Below are 19,886 nucleotides of genomic sequence, written 5' to 3' on the forward strand. Positions count from 1 at the left end.
CCGCGCAAGGAGTGCAGGCATGAGAGTCCTCGGAATGATCTCCGGCACCTCGCATGACGGCATCGACGTCGCCGCGGTCGACTTCGACCTCGACGGTGGCGTGCTGAACGGCAGGGTCGGGCACACCTCGAGCACGCCGTACACGCCGGAGCTGCGCGCGCGGCTGGTCGAGGCGCTGCCTCCCGCGCCGACGACGCTGGCCGAGGTGTGCGTCCTCGACACCCTCATCGGCCAGAGCTTCGCCGAGGCCGCCGCCGAGGCGATCGAGCAGGCAGGGCCGGTGGATCTGATCGTCTCGCACGGCCAGACGGTGTTCCACTGGGTGGACGCCGCGCACGCGCTCGGCACGTTGCAGATCGGCCAGCCCGCGTGGATCGCCGAGCGGACGGGCACGCCGGTGCTGTCGGACGTGCGCATCCGCGACATCACGGCGGGCGGGCACGGCGCTCCCCTGGTCTCCGTGCTCGACTCCCTGCTGCTCGCGGGGCACGACGGCGGCGCCGCCGCGCTCAACCTGGGCGGCATCTCCAACATGACGGTGGTGCGCGGGCGCGACGAGCTGTTCGCCTATGACATCGGCCCCGCGAACGCGCTGGTGGACGCCGTCGTGTCGAGCAGGTGGCCGGGCGGGCGGGGCTTCGACGAGGACGGCCGGATCGCCGCTTCGGGGCGGGTCGACGAACGGCTGCTCGCGGTACTGTTCGACGAGCCGTACTACCTGCTGCCCGCGCCGAAGAGCACCGGCAAGGAGCTGTTCCACCTCGCCTATGTCGAGGACGCGGTCGAAAGGGCCGGGCACCCGGTCTCCGACGCCGACCTGGTGGCCACCCTGACGGAGCTCACCGTCCGCACGGTCGCCAGGGACGTCCTGGCCGCAGGCGTGGACCTGCTCGTCGTCTCGGGCGGTGGCTGCCGCAACCCCGTGCTCATGAAGGGCCTGCGCGAGGCGCTCGCCGGGGTGACGGTCGCGCTGTCCGACGAATACGGCGCTCCCGCCGACGACAAGGAGGCGATCGCCTTCGCCCTCATCGGCTGGTGCACCGCGCACGGTCTGCCGGGAACCGTTCCCGCGGGCACCGGCGCCCGCGCGCCCCGCGTCCTCGGCACGCTCACGCCGGGAGCCGGGCCGCTCGTCCTGCCCGCGCCGATCGCCGACCGGCCGCGGTCGCTCCGTCTCAGCCGATGAGGCTGCGCCCCACGACCCCTGACGACCTGGACGGCATCGTCGAGGTCTTTCTCGCCTGCTGGCGCGAGAGCTACGCCAGGGTGCTGCCCGAGCGGCTGGTGTCGGCCATGTCCACCGAGCGCGCCCGCGAGCTGTGGACCGGCAGGCCGGCCCTGGTGGCGGAGCACGACGGCCGGATCCGCGGTCTCACGCGCTTCTCCGGCGACACCGTCCACTCGCTGTACGTGCACCCGGCCGCGCAGGGCGGCGGGCTCGGCGCGCGGCTGCTTGGGGCCGCGGAGAGCGGGCTGTCGTCGGCCGGCGTCACCACCGCGTTCCTGTGGGTGTTCCGCGGCAACCTTCCGTCGATCGGCTTCTACCGCCGGCAGGGCTGGCGGCCCGAAGGAACCGAGCGCGTCACGCCCGAGTTCGGCGAGCCCGAACTGCGGCTGACCAAGGTGCTGGCGTGAACGCCCCCGCAGGCGTCGTGACGGCCGTCCGCGCCCCGTGGTTCGACCTGACCGAATGCACCGGTCACCGCACCGTGCGCTGGGAGGACGGCGTCCGCGTCGGTGAGGCGCCGATGACGATCGACACGCACCACGACCTCGCCTCGATCACGAAGATCGTCGCCACGACGACGGCGCTCATCCGCCTCGTCTCCGACCACCTCGTCGAGCTGGACGCGCGGGTGCGCTCCTACCTGCCCGGTTGCTTCGACGGCATCACCGTGCGCGACCTGCTGCTGCACAGGGGCGGGCTGTGGGAGTGGTACCCGCTCTACATCCGCGATGAGCTGCCGCCGCCGCGCTACCGCCCCGGCCGGGAGCGGCACTACTCCGACCTGGGGTTCATCCTGCTCGGACGGGTGATCACCGCCGTCACGGGGCTCCCGCTCGACCGGGCCGTGGCGGAGCTGGTGACCGAGCCGCTCGGCCTCACCTCGACCAGGTACGCCCGTCCCGCGGGCCCGCAGGTGGCCATGAGCGCGCGGGACGACCGGGTCGAGATGGGCATGCTGGACTCGCAGCGGCCCTACCCCGTCCCCTTCCGCAGCGCCGACTTCGCCAGGTGGCGCCGCGAACCCGTGATCGGGCAGGTCTGCGACGGCAACGCCTACCACGCCTTCGGCGGCGTGTCGGGACACGCCGGGCTCTTCTCCACCGTCCCCGACCTGCTGCGCTACTGCACGGCTCTGTCGCGCTACCGCGAGCACGACAGGTTGTGGCGGCCCGAGGTCGCGCGGGAGTTCTTCGCGCCGGGCCCCGACGCCCAGCAGGCGCTCGGCTTCCGGCGGTACGAGCTGCGGGTCAGGGACGAGACCGTCACCGTGCTCGGCCACCCCGGCTATGTGGGCGGCGCCGTCGGCTTCGTGCCCGACCGCGACATCGCCCTGGTCATGGTCAGCAACCGGCTGCTGGTCGACGGGACCCCCGTGTCCACGGACGCGCTCTGGCACGAGCTGCTGAAGGCCACCACACAACGATCGAGGACAGCATGACGAGCAGCACGCCGCTCCTGGCCATCCGTGACCTGTCAGTCGCCTTCCGCAGCGGCAAGCAGGACGTCACCGTGGTGAAGAACGTCTCCATGGAGATCATGCCGGGCCAGACCGTCGCGGTCGTCGGCGAGTCGGGCTCGGGCAAGTCGACCACGGCCGCCGCCGTCAACCGCCTCCTTCCCGACAACGGGCGCATCACCGGAGGGCAGGTGCTCTTCGACGGGCGCGATCTGACCGAGGCCGGCGAGCGCGAGATGGTCGCCATCCGGGGGGCCGCGATCGGGCTCGTCCCCCAGGACCCGATGTCCAACCTCAACCCGCTCATGCGCATCGGCGACCAGATCGCCGAGGCCCTCGAGGTGCACGGCCTCGCCGTCGGCAAGGCCGCTCGCGCGCGTGTGGTCGAACTGCTGGACATGGTGGGCATCCCGGACCCCGCGCAGAGGATCAACCAGTACCCTCACGAGTTCTCCGGCGGCATGCGGCAGCGCGCGCTCATCGCCATGGGGCTCGCCTGCCGTCCCAAGCTGCTCATCGCCGACGAGCCGACCTCCGCGCTGGACGTGACCGTCCAGCGGCGCATCCTCGACCAGCTCGCCGAGCTGACCGCCGACATGGGCACGGCCGTCTTCCTCATCACCCACGACCTCGCCCTGGCCGCCGAGCGCGCCGACGTCGTCGCCGTCATGTACCAGGGCGAGCTCGTCGAGGTCGGCCCGGCCGCCGAGATCCTGGCCGACCCGGCGCACGAGTACACCCGGCGGCTGCTGCGCGCCGTACCCAGCCTGTCGTCGGTACGGCTGGCCGAGCCGCCGCGGGAGGCCCCCGACCTCGTCCAGATCGAGGACCTGCGCAAGGTCTTCCCGATCAGGGGCAGCGCGGCGGAGTTCACCGCGGTCGACACGGTCACCTTCAGCATCCCGCGCGGCCAGACCGTCTCCATCGTCGGCGAGTCGGGGTCGGGCAAGTCGACGACCGCGAACCTGCTGCTCGGCCTGGACGATGCCACCTCCGGGCGGATCCGCTTCGACGGCACCGACCTCACCTCGCTCGGACGGCGCGAGCTGTTCGCGTTCCGCCGCCGCGTGCAGCCGGTCTTCCAGAACCCCTACGCCTCGCTCGATCCCCGCTACACCGTGGAGAAGTCGATCAGCGAGCCGCTGCGCGTGCACCGTGTCGGCACGGCGGCCGACCGCAAGCAGACCGTCGCCGACCTGCTCGACCAGGTCGCGCTGCCCGCCTCCCTCGCGCAGCGGCTGCCGCACGAGCTGTCGGGCGGCCAGCGCCAGCGGGTCGCCATCGCCAGGGCGCTGGCGCTCTCCCCCGACCTCGTGGTGCTCGACGAGGCCGTCTCCGCCCTGGACGTGCTCGTCCAGGCGCAGATCCTCGAACTGCTCGCCGAGCTCCAGCGGGAGCTGAAGCTCAGCTACCTGTTCATCAGTCACGACCTGGCCGTGGTCCGCATGATCTCGCACACCGTCCACGTGATGCAGCGCGGGCGGATCGTCGAGAGCGGAACCGCTGACCAGATCTTCGAGCACCCTACGTCCGACTACACCCGCGAGCTGCTGGCCGCGATCCCGTCACCCGCGGGCGCCGATTGACCTGCGACCCCCGACAGGCCCTCGCCGACGTCGGCGCCGCCTACGCGGCGTTCGCCGAGCAGCGGCCCGCGCTGTACGACGCCATGTTCAGCCAGGTCATCGACCTGCCGTTCGCCACGCCCGCGGCACCGGACGCACTGCACGCGGCGTTCGGGGAGCTAAGTGAGGCCGTCCGGCCGCACGCGGGCGACGACGACCTGGGCGCGCTCACCGAGACCCTCTGGAGCAGCCTGCACGGGCTGATGACGCTCATGCGCGGCGGCAGACTTCCGCGGAAGCGGGTTCCGCACGGCTGTATCCGTCGGCCCCGGAGGATGCGCCTGCCGCGGACGATCACCGTCCGCGGCGCGCTCCGGCGACCGACGTCAGATCATCGAGACGAGAATCCTCCGATTCCCTGTGTAGGCGTGCCGCCCATGCATCACCAGGAGGTTGTCGATCATCATGACGTCTCCCCGCTCCCACGGGAACGCGCACTCGTTGCGCTTGGCGACCTCCCGCACCATGCGAAGGTCGTCCGCGCCCAGCGCACTCCCATCCCCGAAGGTCGCCTGAAGAGGAAGCTCCTCGTCAGAAGAAGCCATCTCCAGCAAAGCCTCGGCCTCATCGGCGGGCAGGCTGGACACGTGCCACTGCTCAGCCTGGTTGAACCACACATCCTCCCCCGTCACCGGGTGCACACGAACAGCCGGCCGAACCTGCCGCACGCGCAGCTCATCGTCGTCCGTCCACCGGAACTCGGCGCCGGTCTCGGCGAGGGCACGCTCGACCTCGTCCCGATCCTCGGTCTCGTAGGTGTCCTGCCAGGACTTGCCGAGCCCGAACCCGCCATGCAGGTTCTGCAGGTAGGCGACCCCGAGAGACGTGAACCGCGAACGCACCTCAGGCGTGAGCGCGGCCAGCACGGCACGCGAGTCGGACACGGGAGTGGCGCCGCCGGTGGCGGGAGCCTGATCACAGTAGAAGAACAACCTCGAAGGCCACCGGTGAGCGTAGGACAGCTCATTGTGCAGAGAGATCTCGTACTCCGCCGGATACTCCGTGGAGGTCCACACACCGGCCTGTACGGCGACGCGAGGCGAGTTGCCATGGCGGTAGTTCGTGAACGGCTCCCCGAAGGTCCTGACGAACTCATGGAACGCGGCAGGCGAGTCGACGCCGAGCCCTCGGAACAGGACGGCGCCGTGCTGAAGCAGCAGTGAATCAGCGGAGCCGCGGTCAGGAGAGCCCAGAACAGCGATGGTCGTCGCGCCAGAAGTGATCTTGTCCATGGTCAGTGCTCCTGCGGTTCCGGCATGCCCATAGTGCGAGGGATCGGGGAGAGCGCCAACACGATGATCGGGATCACCGCGCCTGCGGCGCAGATGAGCAGCGTGGTACGAAGGCCGATGCCTTCGGCGAGCAGGCCCATGAGCAGGGCGCCCACGGGCGCCAGGCTGAGAGCGACGGTCCGCTGCGAGGCCATGACGCGGCCCTGGAGGTGCTCAGGGGTGGCGCCCATGCGGAGGGTGCCGCTGGACACCATGGCGATGGGGCCGGTGATGCCGAGCAGGAACTGCGCGAGGCCGATCATGGTGACGAGCAGCCAGGTGGGCCCGGTGGCCAGGCCGATGAGGAAGAGCGAGAGGTTGCCGATGACGGTCATCCAGAAGAAGGACGGCCCGATGCCGATCTTCTTCATGGACCTGACGGCCAGGAGCGAGCCCAGGATGGCGCCGGGCCCGCCGACGGCCAGCAGGATGCCGACCCAGTACGCCGGCAGGCCCAGGCCCTTGATGATCCAGATGGGCAGCAGCACCTCGATGCCGGTGTAGAAGAACATGTAGAATCCGGCGGCGATCATGCTGGGGCGGATCAGCGAGTCGCGCAGCACCCAGCGCATGCCCTCGGCGATGGAGGAGAAGACGCCGGGCCGGTCCTCGCCGCGCTCCGGCACGGGCTCGGGCTTGCGGATGAGCGCGCAGCTGATCGCGGAGACGACCAGCGTCACCACGTCGACGATCAGGACCTGGACCGCGATGAAGGCGGTGACCAGCATGGAGCCGACGCTGTTGCCGGCGACTCGGGCGACGGAGTTGCTCAGCTGGAGCTTGGCGTTGCCGTCGCCGATGAACTCGCGTCCCACCAGGAACGGCAGGTGCGACATGTTCGCGACCTCGAAGAACACGAACAGCACGACGGACAGGAAGGAGATCGCGCCGAGCCAGAAGAGCGTCAGCATGTCCGCGGCGTAGAGGCCGATGACCGCCAGGAGGAGGACGGCACGGCCGATGTCAGCGGCGATCATGGTGGGCCGCTTGCGGAACCTGTCGGCCCAGAACCCCGCGAACAGGAAGAGGAGGAACGGCAGCCGCCCGACCGCGCCCAGCGTGCCGACCTCGGCCTCGCTGGCGCCCAGCACGATGATGGCGACCAGCGGCATGGCCACGACGGTGATCTGGCCACCGAACTGGGAGGTGCTGTAACCGACCCAGAGTTTGAGGAAGTCGCGATGCTTCCAGAGGCTTGTCGGTGCTGCCTCAGTGGCGGGCGCGGTGTTCGAGACCACGGTCCATCCACCTCCTCCATGCGTTGGCGGTCCGGGTGACGTAGGGGTTGTAGAGCGCGCTGAAGCGCGCGCCGGGGATGAGCCCGGTCTCCAGGTTCGGGACGAACGCCCGCCACCCGTAGTCCTCGTCGGGTGGGGCGTTGTCCTCCTCGGGGATCAGCAGGACAGCCGGCCCGTCGAAGGTGTCGTGCTTGTAGCGCCCCACCGCGTGCGCGTTGGCGCGGAAGACCTCGACGTAGCGTTGGATCTGGTCGAGGTCGGTGCTCTCCGTGCGAAGCTGGCCTTCCTTGGTGGCGGCGTTGACGATGGCCAGCAGCCGTTCGGCCGGCTCCATCAGGCTCAGCTCGCGGGGGTCGAGCGAGGTCGCCCCGCCGGCCAACGCGTGCACCATGAGCGCGGTGTCGTCCTCCAGCGTCGAGCCGACGACCGGCTCCTCCGCCGAGGACCAGGCCAGGAAGACGTACGGCACGGCGTGGCCGTCCTTGCGCAGCCGGCGGGCCACTTCGAGGGCGATGTTCCCGCCGATGCAGAAGCCGCCGACGAAGTACGGCCCGGCGGGGAAGAGCTCGCGGATGTAGCCGGCGTAGGTTTCCGCCATCTCGTCGATGGTGGTCTGTACGGCGTCGCCCTCGGTCAGCCCGTGCGCCGGGATGGCGTAGACCGGCTGGTCGTCACCCAGATGCTGGGCAAGCGGGCGGTACCGGAAGACCTGCCCGCCCAGCGCGTGGATGAGGAACAGGGGCGGGCGGTTGCCGGCGGTGCGCAGCGGCACGACCCGGCCGCGGGAGACCGGGTTCTCGCCCTCGTCCGCCAGGGCTTCGGTGAGCTGGGCGATCGTCGGCGCGGCGAGCACCGTGGCCACGGGGATCTCCCTGCCGAGCGCCTGCCGCATCCGCAGGGCCAGGCGGAGCGCCAGCAGCGAGTGTCCGCCCAGGTCGAAGAAGTCGTCACGGATGCCGGGACGCTCCACGCCGAGGATCTCCGCCCAGATCTGGGCGAGGGTCTCTTCCAGCTCGTCGCGGGGTGCTTCGTAGGGAGCCCGGGCCACCGGCGCCGGGTCCGGGAGCGCCTTGCGGTCGAGCTTGCCGTTGGCGGTGACGGGCAACCGGTCCAGCTCGGTGAAGGACGAGGGCACCATGTGGTCGGGCAGCCGCTGGCGCAGGAATACCGCCAGTTCCTCCGGCTCCGCCGTGCCGACCACGTAGGCCGCCAGCACGCCGCCGACAGGCCGCGCCGCGGCCGCCTGCACGCCGGGGTGCTGGGCCAGGACGGCCTCGATCTCGCCGAGCTCCACCCGCATGCCGCGGATCTTCACCTGGTCGTCGATGCGGCCCAGGTAGTCGACCTCGCCGTCGGGCAGCCAGCGCGCCAGGTCGCCCGTGCGGTACAGGCGTGCCCCCGGCGGGCCGTAGGGGTCCGGCACGAATCGCTCCGCAGTCAGACCTGGCCGAGCGGCATACCCCTGCGCGACCTGCACCCCGCCGATGCACAACTCGCCCGCGGTCCCGACCGGAACCCGGCGCAGGCCGGCGTCGAGGATCTCGATCCGCGTCGCCCTGATCGGCGCCCCGATCGGCGTCCGCTCCTCACCCACCCGGCACGCGTGCCAGGTGACGTCGACGGCGGCCTCGGTCGGGCCGTAGAGGTTGTGCACCTCGACACCGGGCCACGCCGAGTGCACGCGAGCCACCAGAGAAGAGGGCAGCGCCTCACCCGAGCACACGATCCGCCGCAACGACGGCACGTCCAGATCCGGGACCTCCATGACCGCGTCCAGCATCGACGGCACGAAATGCGCCATCGAGACGCTGTGAGCGCGCATCAGCTCGACCAACGCGGCCGCGTCCAGGTGGACGCCCGGGGGCGCCACCACCAGCCCGGCCCCCTCCATCAGGGGCCAGAACAGCTCCCACACCGACACGTCGAAGGTGAACGGCGTCTTCTGCACGGCCCGATCACCGGCCCCGAGCGGGAACGCCTCTCCCATCCACACCAGCCGGTTGGCGATGGCCTCATGGGAAACGAGCACGCCCTTCGGGCGTCCCGTCGATCCGGAGGTGTAGAGCAGATAGGCGGGCGCTGTCGGCGGGATCGTCAGGGCGAAAGCCGGCCCGTCCGCCGACTCGGTAGGAGCCACCACCACCGAACCGGGGAAACGGCCAGGCTCCTCCGTGATCAGGACGCGAGCCCCGGCATCGCTCACCATGAAGGACAGGCGCTCATCGGGGTAGTCCGGCTCCAGCGGCATGTAGGCCCCGCCGGCGGCCATCACCGCGTGCACGGCCACGATCAGGTCGGCGCCACGCGGCAGGCACACGCCCACCACGTCGCCCAGCCGTACACCCTGCTCGCGAAGAGCCGAGGCCAGCCCACGAACCCGCGCCCCGAACTCGGCATACGTCAACCACGAGCCGTCCCAGACGGCAGGAGCGTCCGGCGACGACGCCACCCTCCGCGCCACCACGTCGGGCAACGCCACGAACTCCCGAGGCACGCCCGTCGCGTTCCACCCCTCCACCGAAGCCACATCGGCGGCCAGGAGTTCCTCGGAATCGCGCGGGTCAGCCGCCGGATCCTCGGCGATCTTCGCGAAGACCCGGCGGTAGTGCTCACCCGCCCGCACGACCTGATCGGCGGAGAACTGCGTGATGTCATATTTGAGCTTCAACTCCAGCCCGCCGGCCTGCGGCGACCAGGTGAAGTTCGCGGACAGTGGCAGGTTCGTCTGCTCGAAGAACTCGCTCTCCTCGACCTGGACGACCCCGCCGGGGCCGAGGTCCTGGTAGACGTGGAAGTCGCGATAGTCGAAGAGCACGTCGATCAGGGGAGAGCGCTGGCTGAGACGCTGCATCTCGAACAGCGGATACAGCCGGTGCGGCAGGAACGCCACCTCCGCGGCGAAGACCCGCTTGATCAGCTCTTCCCAGCTCGGCACGTCGGTGCGCACCCGCACAGGCACACTGTTCAGGAACAGCCCGAGGACCTGCTCGGCCGCCTCGTGCTCGGGCCTGCCGTGCGTCACGATGCCGGTGACCACGTCGGGGTCGCCCGTCAGGAGCGCCAGCACGCGTAGATGCCCGGCGAGCAGCACGGTGCGCAGCGGCACCCTGGCCTGCCGCGCCACCCTCTCCAGCCCTTCGACGAGCTGGTCGTCAAGGGGTACGGCATGCGAGACGGTGTCCTCGGCGTCTCCCGTGCGGTAGCCGGGAAGCCTGGGCAGCGCGGTCACCGGCGCGTCGGCCAGCGCGTCCCGCCAGAACCGCTCGGTCTGCGGCGAGGCCACCGCCTCCTTCTCCCTGGCGACGAAGTCGCGGAAGGAGGAGGGCGGGGGTACGGCCGGCGCCTGCGGCACCCCTTGCAGCCCCGCGGCGTAGCGGTCCAGCAGCTCGGTCACCATGGAGGCGACGCTCCAGCCGTCGAGGATCGCGTGGTGGAAGCTCAGCGTGAGCGCGAACCAGTCGGTGTCGAGGTGGTGGATGACGGCGCGGAAGAGCGGCGGGGCCTCCCAGTCGAAGGGCCGGTGCTTCTCCTGCTCGCGCCAGATGCTCAGGCGCTGCCTGGGGTCCTCGAACCCGGACAGGTCGAGTTCCTCGACGGGTGGCTCGACATCCTGCCAGACCAGCTGGATGGGCTCGTCGAAGCCGGTCAGGTCGAACGAGGTGCGCAGGACCGAGTGCCGGGCCATGACCTCGCGAAGGGCGACGCGGAACGTGTCGCTCTGGTACGGCCCACGCAGGATCAACGTGAAGACGTCGTGGTAGGTCGCGGAGTCTTCCTGGTAGGCGCTGTGGAAGAGCATCCCGGACTGCAGAGCGGTCAGCGGGTAGGCGTCCTCGAGTTCCAGAGCCGTCAACGCTTGCCTCCTTGGAAACGCTGCTTCAGCCGGTCCAGGTCCGCGGCGCCGAGCATGCTGAACGCCTCGCTGGTGCTGCGGCTCTCGTTCACCGTCCCGGTGGTGACCACCTGGGCCAACTCGCGCACTGTCTGGTGGACGAAGATGTCCTCGAGCGCGAGCGTGTATCCGCGGGCCCGGAGGCGCGCGACGATCTTGAGCGATCTGATGGAGTCCCCGCCCAGCGCGAAGTAGCTGTCGTGGGCGCCGGGCGTCGGGACGCCCAGCACCTCCGCCCAGACCGCGGCCAGCGCCCGCTCGATCTCACCGCTCGGTTCCTCGTACGGCACGCCGACAGGGGCCTGCGGTTCGGGGAGTGCCTTGCGGTCGAGCTTGCCGTTGGCTGTCACCGGCAGGCGGTCCAGCACCGTGAAGGAGGCGGGCACCATGTGCTCGGGCACCCTCTGGCGCAGGAAGCCGGCCATGTCCCCCGGATCCGCCGTGCCGACGACGTAGGCCGCCAGCACGCCGCCGACCGGACGGACCGCGGCCGCCTGCACGCCGGGGTGCTGGGCCAGGACGGCCTCGATCTCGCCGAGTTCCACCCGGATGCCGCGGATCTTCACCTGGTCGTCGATGCGGCCCAGGTAGTCGACCTCGCCGTCGGGCAGCCAGCGCGCCAGGTCGCCCGTGCGGTACAACCGCGATCCGGGTGGTCCGAACGGATCGGGGACGAACCGATCGGCTGTCAGGCCCGGCCGGGCGGCATAACCCTGCGCGACCTGCACCCCGCCGATGCACAGCTCGCCGGCGGCGCCCACGGGCACCCGTCGCAGGTCGGCGTCGAGGATCTCGATCCGCGTCGCCCTGATCGGCGCCCCGATCGGCGTCCGCTCCTCACCCACCCGGCACGCGTGCCAGGTGACGTCGACGGCGGCCTCGGTCGGGCCGTAGAGGTTGTGCACCTCGACACCGGGCCACGCCGAGTGCACGCGAGCCACCAAGGAAGAGGGCAGCGCCTCACCCGAGCACACGATCCGCCGCAACGACGGCACCGCCAGGTCGGGTTCCTCCGCGACCGCGTCCAGCACGGCATCCAGCATCGACGGCACGAAGTGCACCATCGACACGTTCTCCCGTCGCATCAGCGTGACCAGGGCGTCCGCGTCGCGGTGTGCCCCAGGAGGTGCCACCACCAGCCCGGCTCCCTCCATGAGGGGCCAGAACAGCTCCCACACCGACACGTCGAAGGTGAACGGCGTCTTCTGCATGACTCGATCACCGGAGGTCAGGGGGAAGGCCTCCCCCATCCACACGAGTCGGTTGGCGATGGCCGCGTGGGAGACGAGCACGCCCTTCGGACGGCCGGTGGAGCCGGAGGTGTAGATCAGATAGGCGGGGGCGCTGGGCGGGATCCGGACACCAAGCGGAGCCGGGTCCCCTGACGCGGCCGGACTCACCGTCACCCCGGGGAAGCGCCGCGGCTCCTCGGTGATCACGACGCGAGCTCCGGCATCGGCCACCATGAAGGACAGGCGCTCATCGGGGTAGCCGGGCTCCAGGGGCATGTAGGCCCCGCCGGCGGCCATCACCGCGTGCACGGCCACGATCAGATCGGTGCCACGCGGCAGGCACACGCCCACCACATCGCCCAGCCGTACACCCTGCTCCCGCAACACCGAGGCCAGCGCGTTCACCCGCGCCCCGAACTCGGCATACGTCAACCAGGAGCCGTCCCAGACGGCAGGAGCGTCCGGCGACGACGCCACCCTCCGTGCCACCACGTCGGGCAACGCCACGAACTCCCGAGGCGCGCCGGTCGCGTTCCACCCCTCCACCGACGCCACATCGGCGGTCAGGAGGGGCAGTTCGGAGACGGGCAGGTCAGGATCGGCGACGGCGGCGGACAGGAGAGCGACGAAGTGCTCGGCCAGCCGCGAAATCGTGTCGGCGTCGAAGAGGTCGGTACGGTACTCGAAGATCCCACCGAGCTGGCCGGGGAAGCGCTGGAGATACAGCGACAGGTCGAACTTGGCGGTGGTCGTGCCCGAGCTCACCCACTCGGCTTCCAGCTCGCCGACGCGGAGCTCGGACCTCTCCGCGTCCTCCAGGCTGAAGAGCGCCTGAACCAGCGGCGTGCTGCCGAGGTCGCGGCGCGGCTGCAGGTCCTCGACGAGTGCCTCGAAGGGCATCTCCGAGTTGGCGAAGGCCTCGAGCGCGGTGTTCCTGGCCCGGCCGATCAGCTCTCGGAAGGTGGGGTCGCCGGAGCAGTCGGTGCGCAGCACGAGGGTGTTGAGGAAGAAGCCGATCAGCGGCTCCAGCTCCGGCCGGGGCCGCTCGGCGGCGGGGGTGCCGACCACGATGTCCCGCTGTCCGGTGTGGCGGGCGAGCAGGACGGTGAAGGCGGCCAGGAGCGTCATGAAGAGCGACGCGTTCTCGTCCGCGCCGAGCAGCCGGAGGCGTTCGGAGACCTCGGGAGAGATCATGAACGGGACGTTGCCTCCGTCGTGACCTCTGCGAGCGGGACGCGGCTTGCTCGTCGGGAGCTCCAGACGTTCCGGCATGCCCGCCAGCCGCTCGCGCCAGTAGGCCAGCTGGGTGTCGCGCAGTTCGCCCTCCACCCGGTCCCGCTGCCAGGCCGCGTAGTCGGCGTACTGCACGGCCAGGTCGGGCAGCTCGCGACCCGCGTAGAGCTCGCCCAGTTCCTGGGCGAACAGTCCGGACGACCACGCGTCGTTGGCCACGTGATGGATCGTCACCAGCAGCTCGTGATCATCCGAAGCGTGCCGTACCAGAGCCGCCCGGATCGGCGGCTCCACCGTCAGGTCGAACCGTCGAGCCCCGAAGGCCTGCAGCTCCTCCGACCGCACCGCCTCGAACGGCACCGCGGCCTCGGCCGCCACCGACACGAACACATCGTCGTCACGCTCCACGAAGCGCGATCGCAACACCTCGTGCCGGGCAGCCATCGCGACCAGCGCACGCTCCAGCGCCGCCGCGTCCAGCGGGCCCCGCAGGCGCAACCGCACCTGCGTGTTGTAGACGGCCAGCTCCCGCTCCAGCTGGTCCAGGAACCACAGCCGCCGCTGGCCGTACGACACGGGCAGCAGCCCGTCACGCGGGATGGGCACGACCTCGGCCGAGGTGGCGGTGCGGGCGGCGGCGATGCGCTCCGCCAGGCCGGCCACGGTCGGCGCCTCGAACAGGGCTCGGACCGGCAGGTCGATGCCGAAGGCGGCGCGCAGGCGGGTGACGACCTTGATGGCCAGCAGCGAGTGGCCGCCGAGCCCGAAGAAGCCGTCCTCCCGGCCGACCGGACCGGTTTCCAGCACCGACTCGAACAGCGTCGCGACCAGCTCCTCCACCGGACCCTGCGGCGGGGTGGCCGCCGAGTCCTGCTGCACCTGACCGGGCTCCGGCAGGGCGGCGCGGTCGAGCTTGCCGTTGGCGTTGGTCGGGAGCTCGTCGAGGAAGGTGAACGAGGCGGGGATCATGTGCTCGGGCAGCCGCTCGCGCAGGAGGCCGGTGAGCGCCGCCGGGTCGGCCGTGCCGACAACGTAGGCGGCGAGCACGCCCCGCACGGGCTGTACCACCGCGCTCCTGACCGAGGGGTGCGCGGCCAGGAGCGACTCGATCTCCCCTGGCTCGACGCGCATGCCACGGATCTTGACCTGGCCGTCCATCCTGCCCAGGTAGTCGACCTCGCCGTTCGGCAACCAGCGGGCCAGGTCGCCGGTGCGATACATGCGCGCGCCGGCCGGGCCGTACGGGTCGGGCACGAACTGCCGGGCGGTCAGCCCGGGACGCCGCGCGTAGCCGTTGGCCACGCCGATCCCTGCGATGCACAGCTCGCCGGGAGTGCCGACGGGAACACGGCGCAGGTCGGAGTCGAGGATCTCGATCCTGATGCCCCGGATGGGCGCGCCGATCGGCGTGCGGGGCTCGTCCGGCTCTGACCTGTGCCAGGTCACCTCGATGGCGGCCTCGGTGGGACCGTAGAGGTTGTGCACCTCGATGCCGGGCAGCCTCTCGTGCGCCCGTGCGACCAGGGCAGACGGCAGCGCCTCGCCTGAGCAGTAGACCCGGCGCAGCGAGGGCAGGTCGAGGACCGGCTCGTCCAGGAGAGCGTCCAGCATCGACGGCACGAAATGCACGGTGGTCACGCCGTGGGTCGCAAGGAGGCGGACCAGCGCGGCCGGGTCGCGGTGCGCGTCGGGAGCGGCGACCACGAGCCCGGCTCCGGCGATGAGCGGCCAGAACAGCTCCCAGACCGACACGTCGAAGGTGAAGGTCGTCTTCAGCAGGACCCGATCCTCGGCGGTGAGCACGAAGGCATGATCGGTCCAGGTCAGCCGGTTGACGATGGCCTCGTGGGAGTTGAGCACGCCCTTCGGCACGCCCGTCGACCCTGAGGTGTAGATCAGGTAGGCAGGCGCGGTCGGGGGGATCGCGAGGTCGAGCGGCCCTTCCGCGGACGCGGTCGGAGGCACCGTGACAAGCCCAGGGAAGCGCTCGGGCTCCCCAGTGATCACCACGCCGGCGCGGGCGTCCTCGACCATGAAGTCCAGCCGCTGGTCGGGGTAGCCGGGATCGAGCGGCAGGTAGGCAGCCCCTGCGGCCACGACCGCGTGGACGGCCACGACCAGGTCGACGCTTCGCGGCAGGCAGACGCCGACCACGTCGCCCAGCCGTACGCCCTGCTCGCGAAGCGCCGAGGCCAGCCCGTGAACCCGCGCGCCGAACTCGGCATACGTCAACCAGGAGCCGTCCCAGACAGCCGGCGCGTCCGGCGTGGAAGCCACCCGCCGGGCCAGCAGCTCGGCCAGGGAGGCGTACTCCTCCGGCGCACCCGTGTCGTTCCACTGCTCCACCAGCGCCTCGTCGGCGGCGGTCAGCGCGGGCAGGGCCGACATCGGCTGCTCGGGCCCGGCCGCGACGGCGGCCAGCACCTCGGTGTAGAGCGCGGCGATGCGCTGTGCGGTGGCCTCGTCGAACAGGTCGGTGCGGTATTCCAGGATGCCGCCGACCCCGCCGGGCTCCCTGCGCAGGTACATGGTGAGGTCGAACTTGGCCGTCGAGGTGCCGGTTCCCCGCCACTCCATGGTCAGCCCGCCCGAGCTGACCGCGGGGCGGTCGGCGTCCTCCAGGCTGAAGAGCACCTGGACCAGTGGCGTCGCGCCCAGGTCGCGCTCGGGCTGCAGCTCCTCGATGAGCGCCTCGAAGGGCACCTCGGAGTTGGCGAACGCCTCGAGCGTGGTGGTCCTGACCTGCTTGAGCAGGTCGCGGAAGGTGGGGTCGCCCGAGGTGTCGGTACGCAGCACCAGCGTGTTGAGGAAGCAGCCGATCAGCGACTCCAGCTCGGGCCTGGGGCGCTCGGCCGCGGGCGTGCCGACCACGATGTCCCGCTGCCCTGTCGCGCGGGACAGCGCGATCGAGAGCGCGGCGACCATGGTCATGAAGAGGGAGGCGTTCTCCTGCGCGCCCATGGCACGCAGCCGCTCCACGACTGGGCCGGGGATGGTGATCGGGACGTTCGCGCCCACGTAGTCCCGGCGAGCGGGGCGCGGGCGGTCTGCCGGGAGTTCCAGGCGTTCCGGCATTCCGGCGAGCCGCTTGCGCCAGTAGGCCAGCTGCGTGTCGCGCAGCTCGCCCTCCACCCGCTCCTTCTGCCAGGCCGCGAAGTCGGCGTACTGCACGGTCAGCTCAGGCAGCGTCCGGCCCGCGTAACACTCACCCAGCTCACGGGCGAACAGCACCGCCGACCACGCGTCGGTGACGACGTGGTGCAGCGTCACCAGCAACTCGTGATCATCGACGGCATGCCGTGCCAGAGCAGCCCGGATCGGCGGCTCGGCGGTCAGATCGAACCGGCGGGCACCGCAGGCTTCCAGCTCGGAAGGCTCCACCGCCTCGAAGGGCACGACGGCCTCGGCCGCCACCGACACGAACAGGTCGTCGTCGCGCTGGACGAACCGTGACCGCAACGCCTCGTGGCGGGCGGCCACCATGACCAGGGCACGCTCCAGCGCCGCCGCGTCCAGGGCGCCGCGCAGTCGTAGCCGCACGTGCGTGTTGTAGACGGCCAGCTCCGGCTCCAGCTGGTCCAGGAACCACAGCCGGCGCTGGGAGTAGGAGGCGGGAAGCAGGCCGTCCCTGGGGACGGGGAGGACCGGCGGGACCTGCTCGGCACCGCGGCCCTGCGCCGCGGCCACGAGGGCGGCGACCCCGGCGACCGTGGGCGACTCGAACAGCGCCCTGGGCGAGAGCCCGACGCCGAACGCCTTGCGCAGGCGGCCCATCAGCTTGATGGCCAGCAGGGAGTGTCCGCCCAGCGCGAAGAAGCCGTCGTCCCGGCCGACGGGACCGGTCTCCAGCAGCGCCTCGAACAGGCCGGCCACCAGCTCCTCCACCGGGCCGCGCGGGGGCACCCGCTCGGCCTCCACGGCGTCGGGCGGGTCGGGCAGCCTGGACCGGTCGACCTTGCCGTGCGCGGCCAGCGGCAGCGCGGGCAGCTCGACCAGGTGCGCGGGGATGAGGTAGGCGGGCAGGCGCTCGGCCAGGTAGGCGGGCAGCTGCCGGGTGTCGCCGACGACGTAGGCCACCAGCTCGGGCTCGTGCTGCCCGCGCACGACCACCACGCAGTCGGTGACGGCGGGATGGGCGGCCAGGACGGCCTGCACCTCTCCGGGTTCGACCCGGTGCCCGCGGATCTTGACCTGCCCGTCCGCACGGCCGAGGAACTCGATGGCGCCGCCCGGCAGCCGCCGTGCCCGGTCGCCGGTGCGATAGATGCGCGCACCCGGCCGGCCGAAGGGATGGGGGACGAAGACGGCGGCGGTCTGTCCCGGCCGGCCCAGGTAGCCGCGGGCGACGGTGACGCCGCCGATGCACAGCTCGCCGACGACCCCGTCGGGCACCGGGCGCAGGTCCTCATCGAGGACGTAGGCCTCGGCATGGGGCAGCGGGAAGCCGATGGGCGTGACCGCGCCCGCTCCGGCCGGCTCCTGATCGCCCGCGAGGCCGAGCACGCCGACGGTGGTCTCGGTGGGTCCGTAGTGGTTGACGACCGCGGGGCCGTGCGGACGGGCGCGCAGCTGCCGTACCCAATCCCAGCGAGACGCCTCGCCGCCGAGCACCAGCGTGCGCGCGGGCAACTGGTCGAGCTGCAGGGCGGCCAGATGCGACGGCGTGATCTTCAGCACGTCGATCCGGTCGCGCCGGAGGTGCTCGGCGATCCACGCCGCGTCGGTCGCGCGCTCCCGCGGAGCCAGGTGGAGCGTGCCGCCGGTGAGCAGCGAACCGTGGAAGACGGTGACGCTGAAGTCGAAGGTCAGCGGCTGCACCATCGAGTGGCGCAACCCAGGGGCCAGGCCGAGCAGCCCGCTGACCCCGGCCACGTAGGCCGTGAGGTGCCGGTCGGCGATGCCCACTCCCTTGGGCAGGCCGGTCGAGCCGGAGGTGTAGATGACGTAGGCGAGCATGTCCGGGTGACGGGTGATCTCGGGGGCCGTCTCCGGCAGCTCATCCGTCTCGCGCACGTCGATGACCGGAAGGTCGGTGTCGAATTCCGCGCTGGTGATGACGGCTGTCGCACCAGAGTCGGCCAGCAGCCGGCGCAGCCGCTCCGCAGGGTGCTCCAGGTCCAGCGACAGGTAGGCGGCGCCCGCCTTGAGCACGGCGAGCACGGCCACGGCGAGCTCGACGTCGGTGTCCAGGAAGATCGCCACCGGGGTGTCGGGGCGGGCCACTCCGGCCAGGCGGTGGGCCAGCCGGTTGGACCTGCGGTCCAGCTCGGCGTAGGTCAGGCTGCGTCCCTGGGCGTCGGCCACCGCCACCTGGTCGGGGCGGGCGGCCACCTGGGCCGCGAAGGCCTCCGTCACGGTGTCGAACTCGGCGCTGAAGGGGGGTGGTGCCGTGGTGAGGCGTTCCTCCTCGCCGGGCAGCAGGAGCGGCAGGTCGGCCAGGGAGGTCTCCGGCGCGGCCATGGCGGCGTCGAGCAGGTTGCGGTAGCGGGCGGCGAAATCCCTCGTCCAGGCCTCGTCGAACAGCGCGGCCGCGTACTCGATGCGCCCGTCGATGCGCCCGTCCACCTCGGCGAGGTCGATCAGCAGGTCCACCTTGGCGGTGCCGTTGCGTACCTGCCCGTTGGTCACCAGAGAGGGCAGCAGGTTGAACACGACCTGATGCAGCGGCGCGCCCACGCCGTCCGAACGATCCGGCCGGAACTCCTCGACGAGCCGCTCGTAGGGCACCTCGGAGTGATCGAGGGCGTCGAAGACGGCGGTCCGCACCCGGTCGACCAGCTGGTCGAAACTCACCTCCCGCGCGCACTCGGTGCGCAGCAGCAGGGTGTTGACGAAGTTGCCGATCAGAGGCTCCAGCTCGGGCAGCGGCCGCCCGCCCACCGGGGAGCCCACCACCACATCCGCCCGCCCGGCCAGGCGGGACAGCAGCGCCTTGAGCCCGGCCAGCAGCACCACGAAGGGTGTGGTGTGCCGCTCCCGCGCCATCCGGTGCACGCCCTGCACGGTGGCGGCGGGCAGTTCGAAGCCGATGTCGCCGCCGGCGTGCCGCGGCAGGCCCTGGTCGGGCGCCCTGGGCGACAGCCGCAGCGGCTCGGGCAGGTCGGCGAGCTGCTTGCGCCAGTAGCCGAGCTGGTCGGTCAGCTCGCCGCCGTCCCATCGCCCGCGCTGCCAGGCGGCGAAGTCGCCGTACTGGATGGGCAGCTCGGGAAGGTCGGCCTCGCCGAAACAGGCCAGGAAGTCCCGCTGGAAGATCGCCACGGAGGCGGCGTCGAAGGCGACGTGATGGACGGTGAAGAAGAGGTGGTCGCGCTCGCCCCCGGTGCGGATCAGGCGCGCCCGCCACAGCGGGGCCTGATCGAGCGGGATGGACCGGGCAGCGTCGGCTTCACGCACCTGGGAGAGCCGTGTCTGCTGCTCATCGGCGGGGAGTCCACGCAGGTCGGTGACCGGGACCTCGATCGGGACCTCGGGCAGCACGATCTGGGTCGGCACGCCGTCGCGGTTTTCCACCGCGGTTCGCAGCACCTCGTGGCGGGCGACGACCCTGGTCAGGGCCGCGGTCACGGCGTCAGGTTCGGCACCGGCCGGCAGGCTGGTGCCGAACGGGATGTTGTACACGGCGAGCCCAGGTTCCAGCTGGTCCACAAACCAGAGCCGCTCCTGCGCGAAAGAGGCAGGAAGCGCGAAACCGGACGCCTGATCCATAGGCGC

General features: G+C 71.4%; 8 protein-coding genes and 1 pseudogene. 5 read left to right on the forward strand and 4 right to left on the reverse strand.

Annotated features, from left to right (window positions below):
• The first annotated feature begins 19 nt into the window (after nt 1-19).
• The 5 genes and pseudogenes from AC3EO4_RS08895 to AC3EO4_RS08915 form a co-directional block, all read left to right on the forward strand.
• The gene (locus AC3EO4_RS08895; RefSeq protein WP_431894772.1) at nt 20-1,186 is read left to right on the forward strand and encodes an anhydro-N-acetylmuramic acid kinase; all 1,167 of its coding nucleotides are present in this window, start codon (nt 20-22) and stop codon (nt 1,184-1,186) included.
• Nucleotides 1,183-1,635: a GNAT family N-acetyltransferase gene (locus tag AC3EO4_RS08900; RefSeq protein ID WP_431894774.1), complete on the forward strand. Its 453-nt coding sequence runs from the start codon at nt 1,183-1,185 to the stop codon at nt 1,633-1,635. Before AC3EO4_RS08895 ends, AC3EO4_RS08900 begins: the two co-directional genes overlap by 4 nt.
• Nucleotides 1,632-2,666: a serine hydrolase domain-containing protein gene (locus AC3EO4_RS08905; protein WP_431894776.1), complete on the forward strand. Its 1,035-nt coding sequence runs from the start codon at nt 1,632-1,634 to the stop codon at nt 2,664-2,666. The genes AC3EO4_RS08900 and AC3EO4_RS08905 overlap by 4 nt, the downstream gene beginning before the upstream one ends.
• Nucleotides 2,663-4,270 carry an ABC transporter ATP-binding protein gene (locus AC3EO4_RS08910; RefSeq protein ID WP_431894778.1) on the forward strand — a complete coding sequence of 536 codons (1,608 nt, stop codon included), beginning with the start codon at nt 2,663-2,665 and terminating at the stop codon, nt 4,268-4,270. Before AC3EO4_RS08905 ends, AC3EO4_RS08910 begins: the two co-directional genes overlap by 4 nt.
• A pseudogene (locus tag AC3EO4_RS08915) lies at nt 4,267-4,533 on the forward strand (TetR-like C-terminal domain-containing protein); the annotation flags it as partial. The gene AC3EO4_RS08910 and the pseudogene AC3EO4_RS08915, both read left to right, overlap by 4 nt.
• 102 nt (nt 4,534-4,635) lie before the next feature.
• Here the strand turns inward: AC3EO4_RS08915 and AC3EO4_RS08920 are convergent.
• From AC3EO4_RS08920 to AC3EO4_RS08935, 4 genes are read right to left on the reverse strand one after another with little or no spacing between them, the layout of a single operon-like run.
• Nucleotides 4,636-5,541 (reverse strand): TauD/TfdA family dioxygenase, encoded by a 906-nt coding sequence (locus AC3EO4_RS08920; protein ID WP_431894780.1) that lies wholly within the window; start codon nt 5,539-5,541, stop codon nt 4,636-4,638.
• Between the two features lie 2 nt (nt 5,542-5,543).
• Nucleotides 5,544-6,818: an MFS transporter gene (locus tag AC3EO4_RS08925; RefSeq protein WP_379577593.1), complete on the reverse strand. Its 1,275-nt coding sequence runs from the start codon at nt 6,816-6,818 to the stop codon at nt 5,544-5,546.
• Nucleotides 6,790-10,671, reverse strand: a complete 3,882-nt coding sequence (locus tag AC3EO4_RS08930; RefSeq protein ID WP_431894783.1) for a non-ribosomal peptide synthetase — start codon at nt 10,669-10,671, stop codon at nt 6,790-6,792. The genes AC3EO4_RS08925 and AC3EO4_RS08930 overlap by 29 nt, the downstream gene beginning before the upstream one ends.
• Nucleotides 10,668-19,880, reverse strand: coding sequence for a non-ribosomal peptide synthetase (locus AC3EO4_RS08935; RefSeq protein ID WP_431895110.1), 9,213 nt, complete (start codon nt 19,878-19,880; stop codon nt 10,668-10,670). The genes AC3EO4_RS08930 and AC3EO4_RS08935 overlap by 4 nt, the downstream gene beginning before the upstream one ends.
• Between the last annotated feature and the right edge of the window lie 6 nt (nt 19,881-19,886).

This window comes from Nonomuraea sp. bgisy101 (assembly GCF_057708945.1).

What these genes read in the sequence shown, in the direction of transcription:
- AC3EO4_RS08935 (WP_431895110.1), bottom strand. Translation starts at nt 19,880, where the DNA reads ATGGATCAGGCGTCCGGTTTCGCGCTTCCTGCCTCTTTCGCGCAGGAG.
- AC3EO4_RS08895 (WP_431894772.1), top strand. Translation starts at nt 20, where the DNA reads ATGAGAGTCCTCGGAATGATCTCCGGCACCTCGCATGACGGCATCGAC.
- AC3EO4_RS08920 (WP_431894780.1), bottom strand. Translation starts at nt 5,541, where the DNA reads ATGGACAAGATCACTTCTGGCGCGACGACCATCGCTGTTCTGGGCTCT.
- AC3EO4_RS08910 (WP_431894778.1), top strand. Translation starts at nt 2,663, where the DNA reads ATGACGAGCAGCACGCCGCTCCTGGCCATCCGTGACCTGTCAGTCGCC.
- AC3EO4_RS08900 (WP_431894774.1), top strand. Translation starts at nt 1,183, where the DNA reads ATGAGGCTGCGCCCCACGACCCCTGACGACCTGGACGGCATCGTCGAG.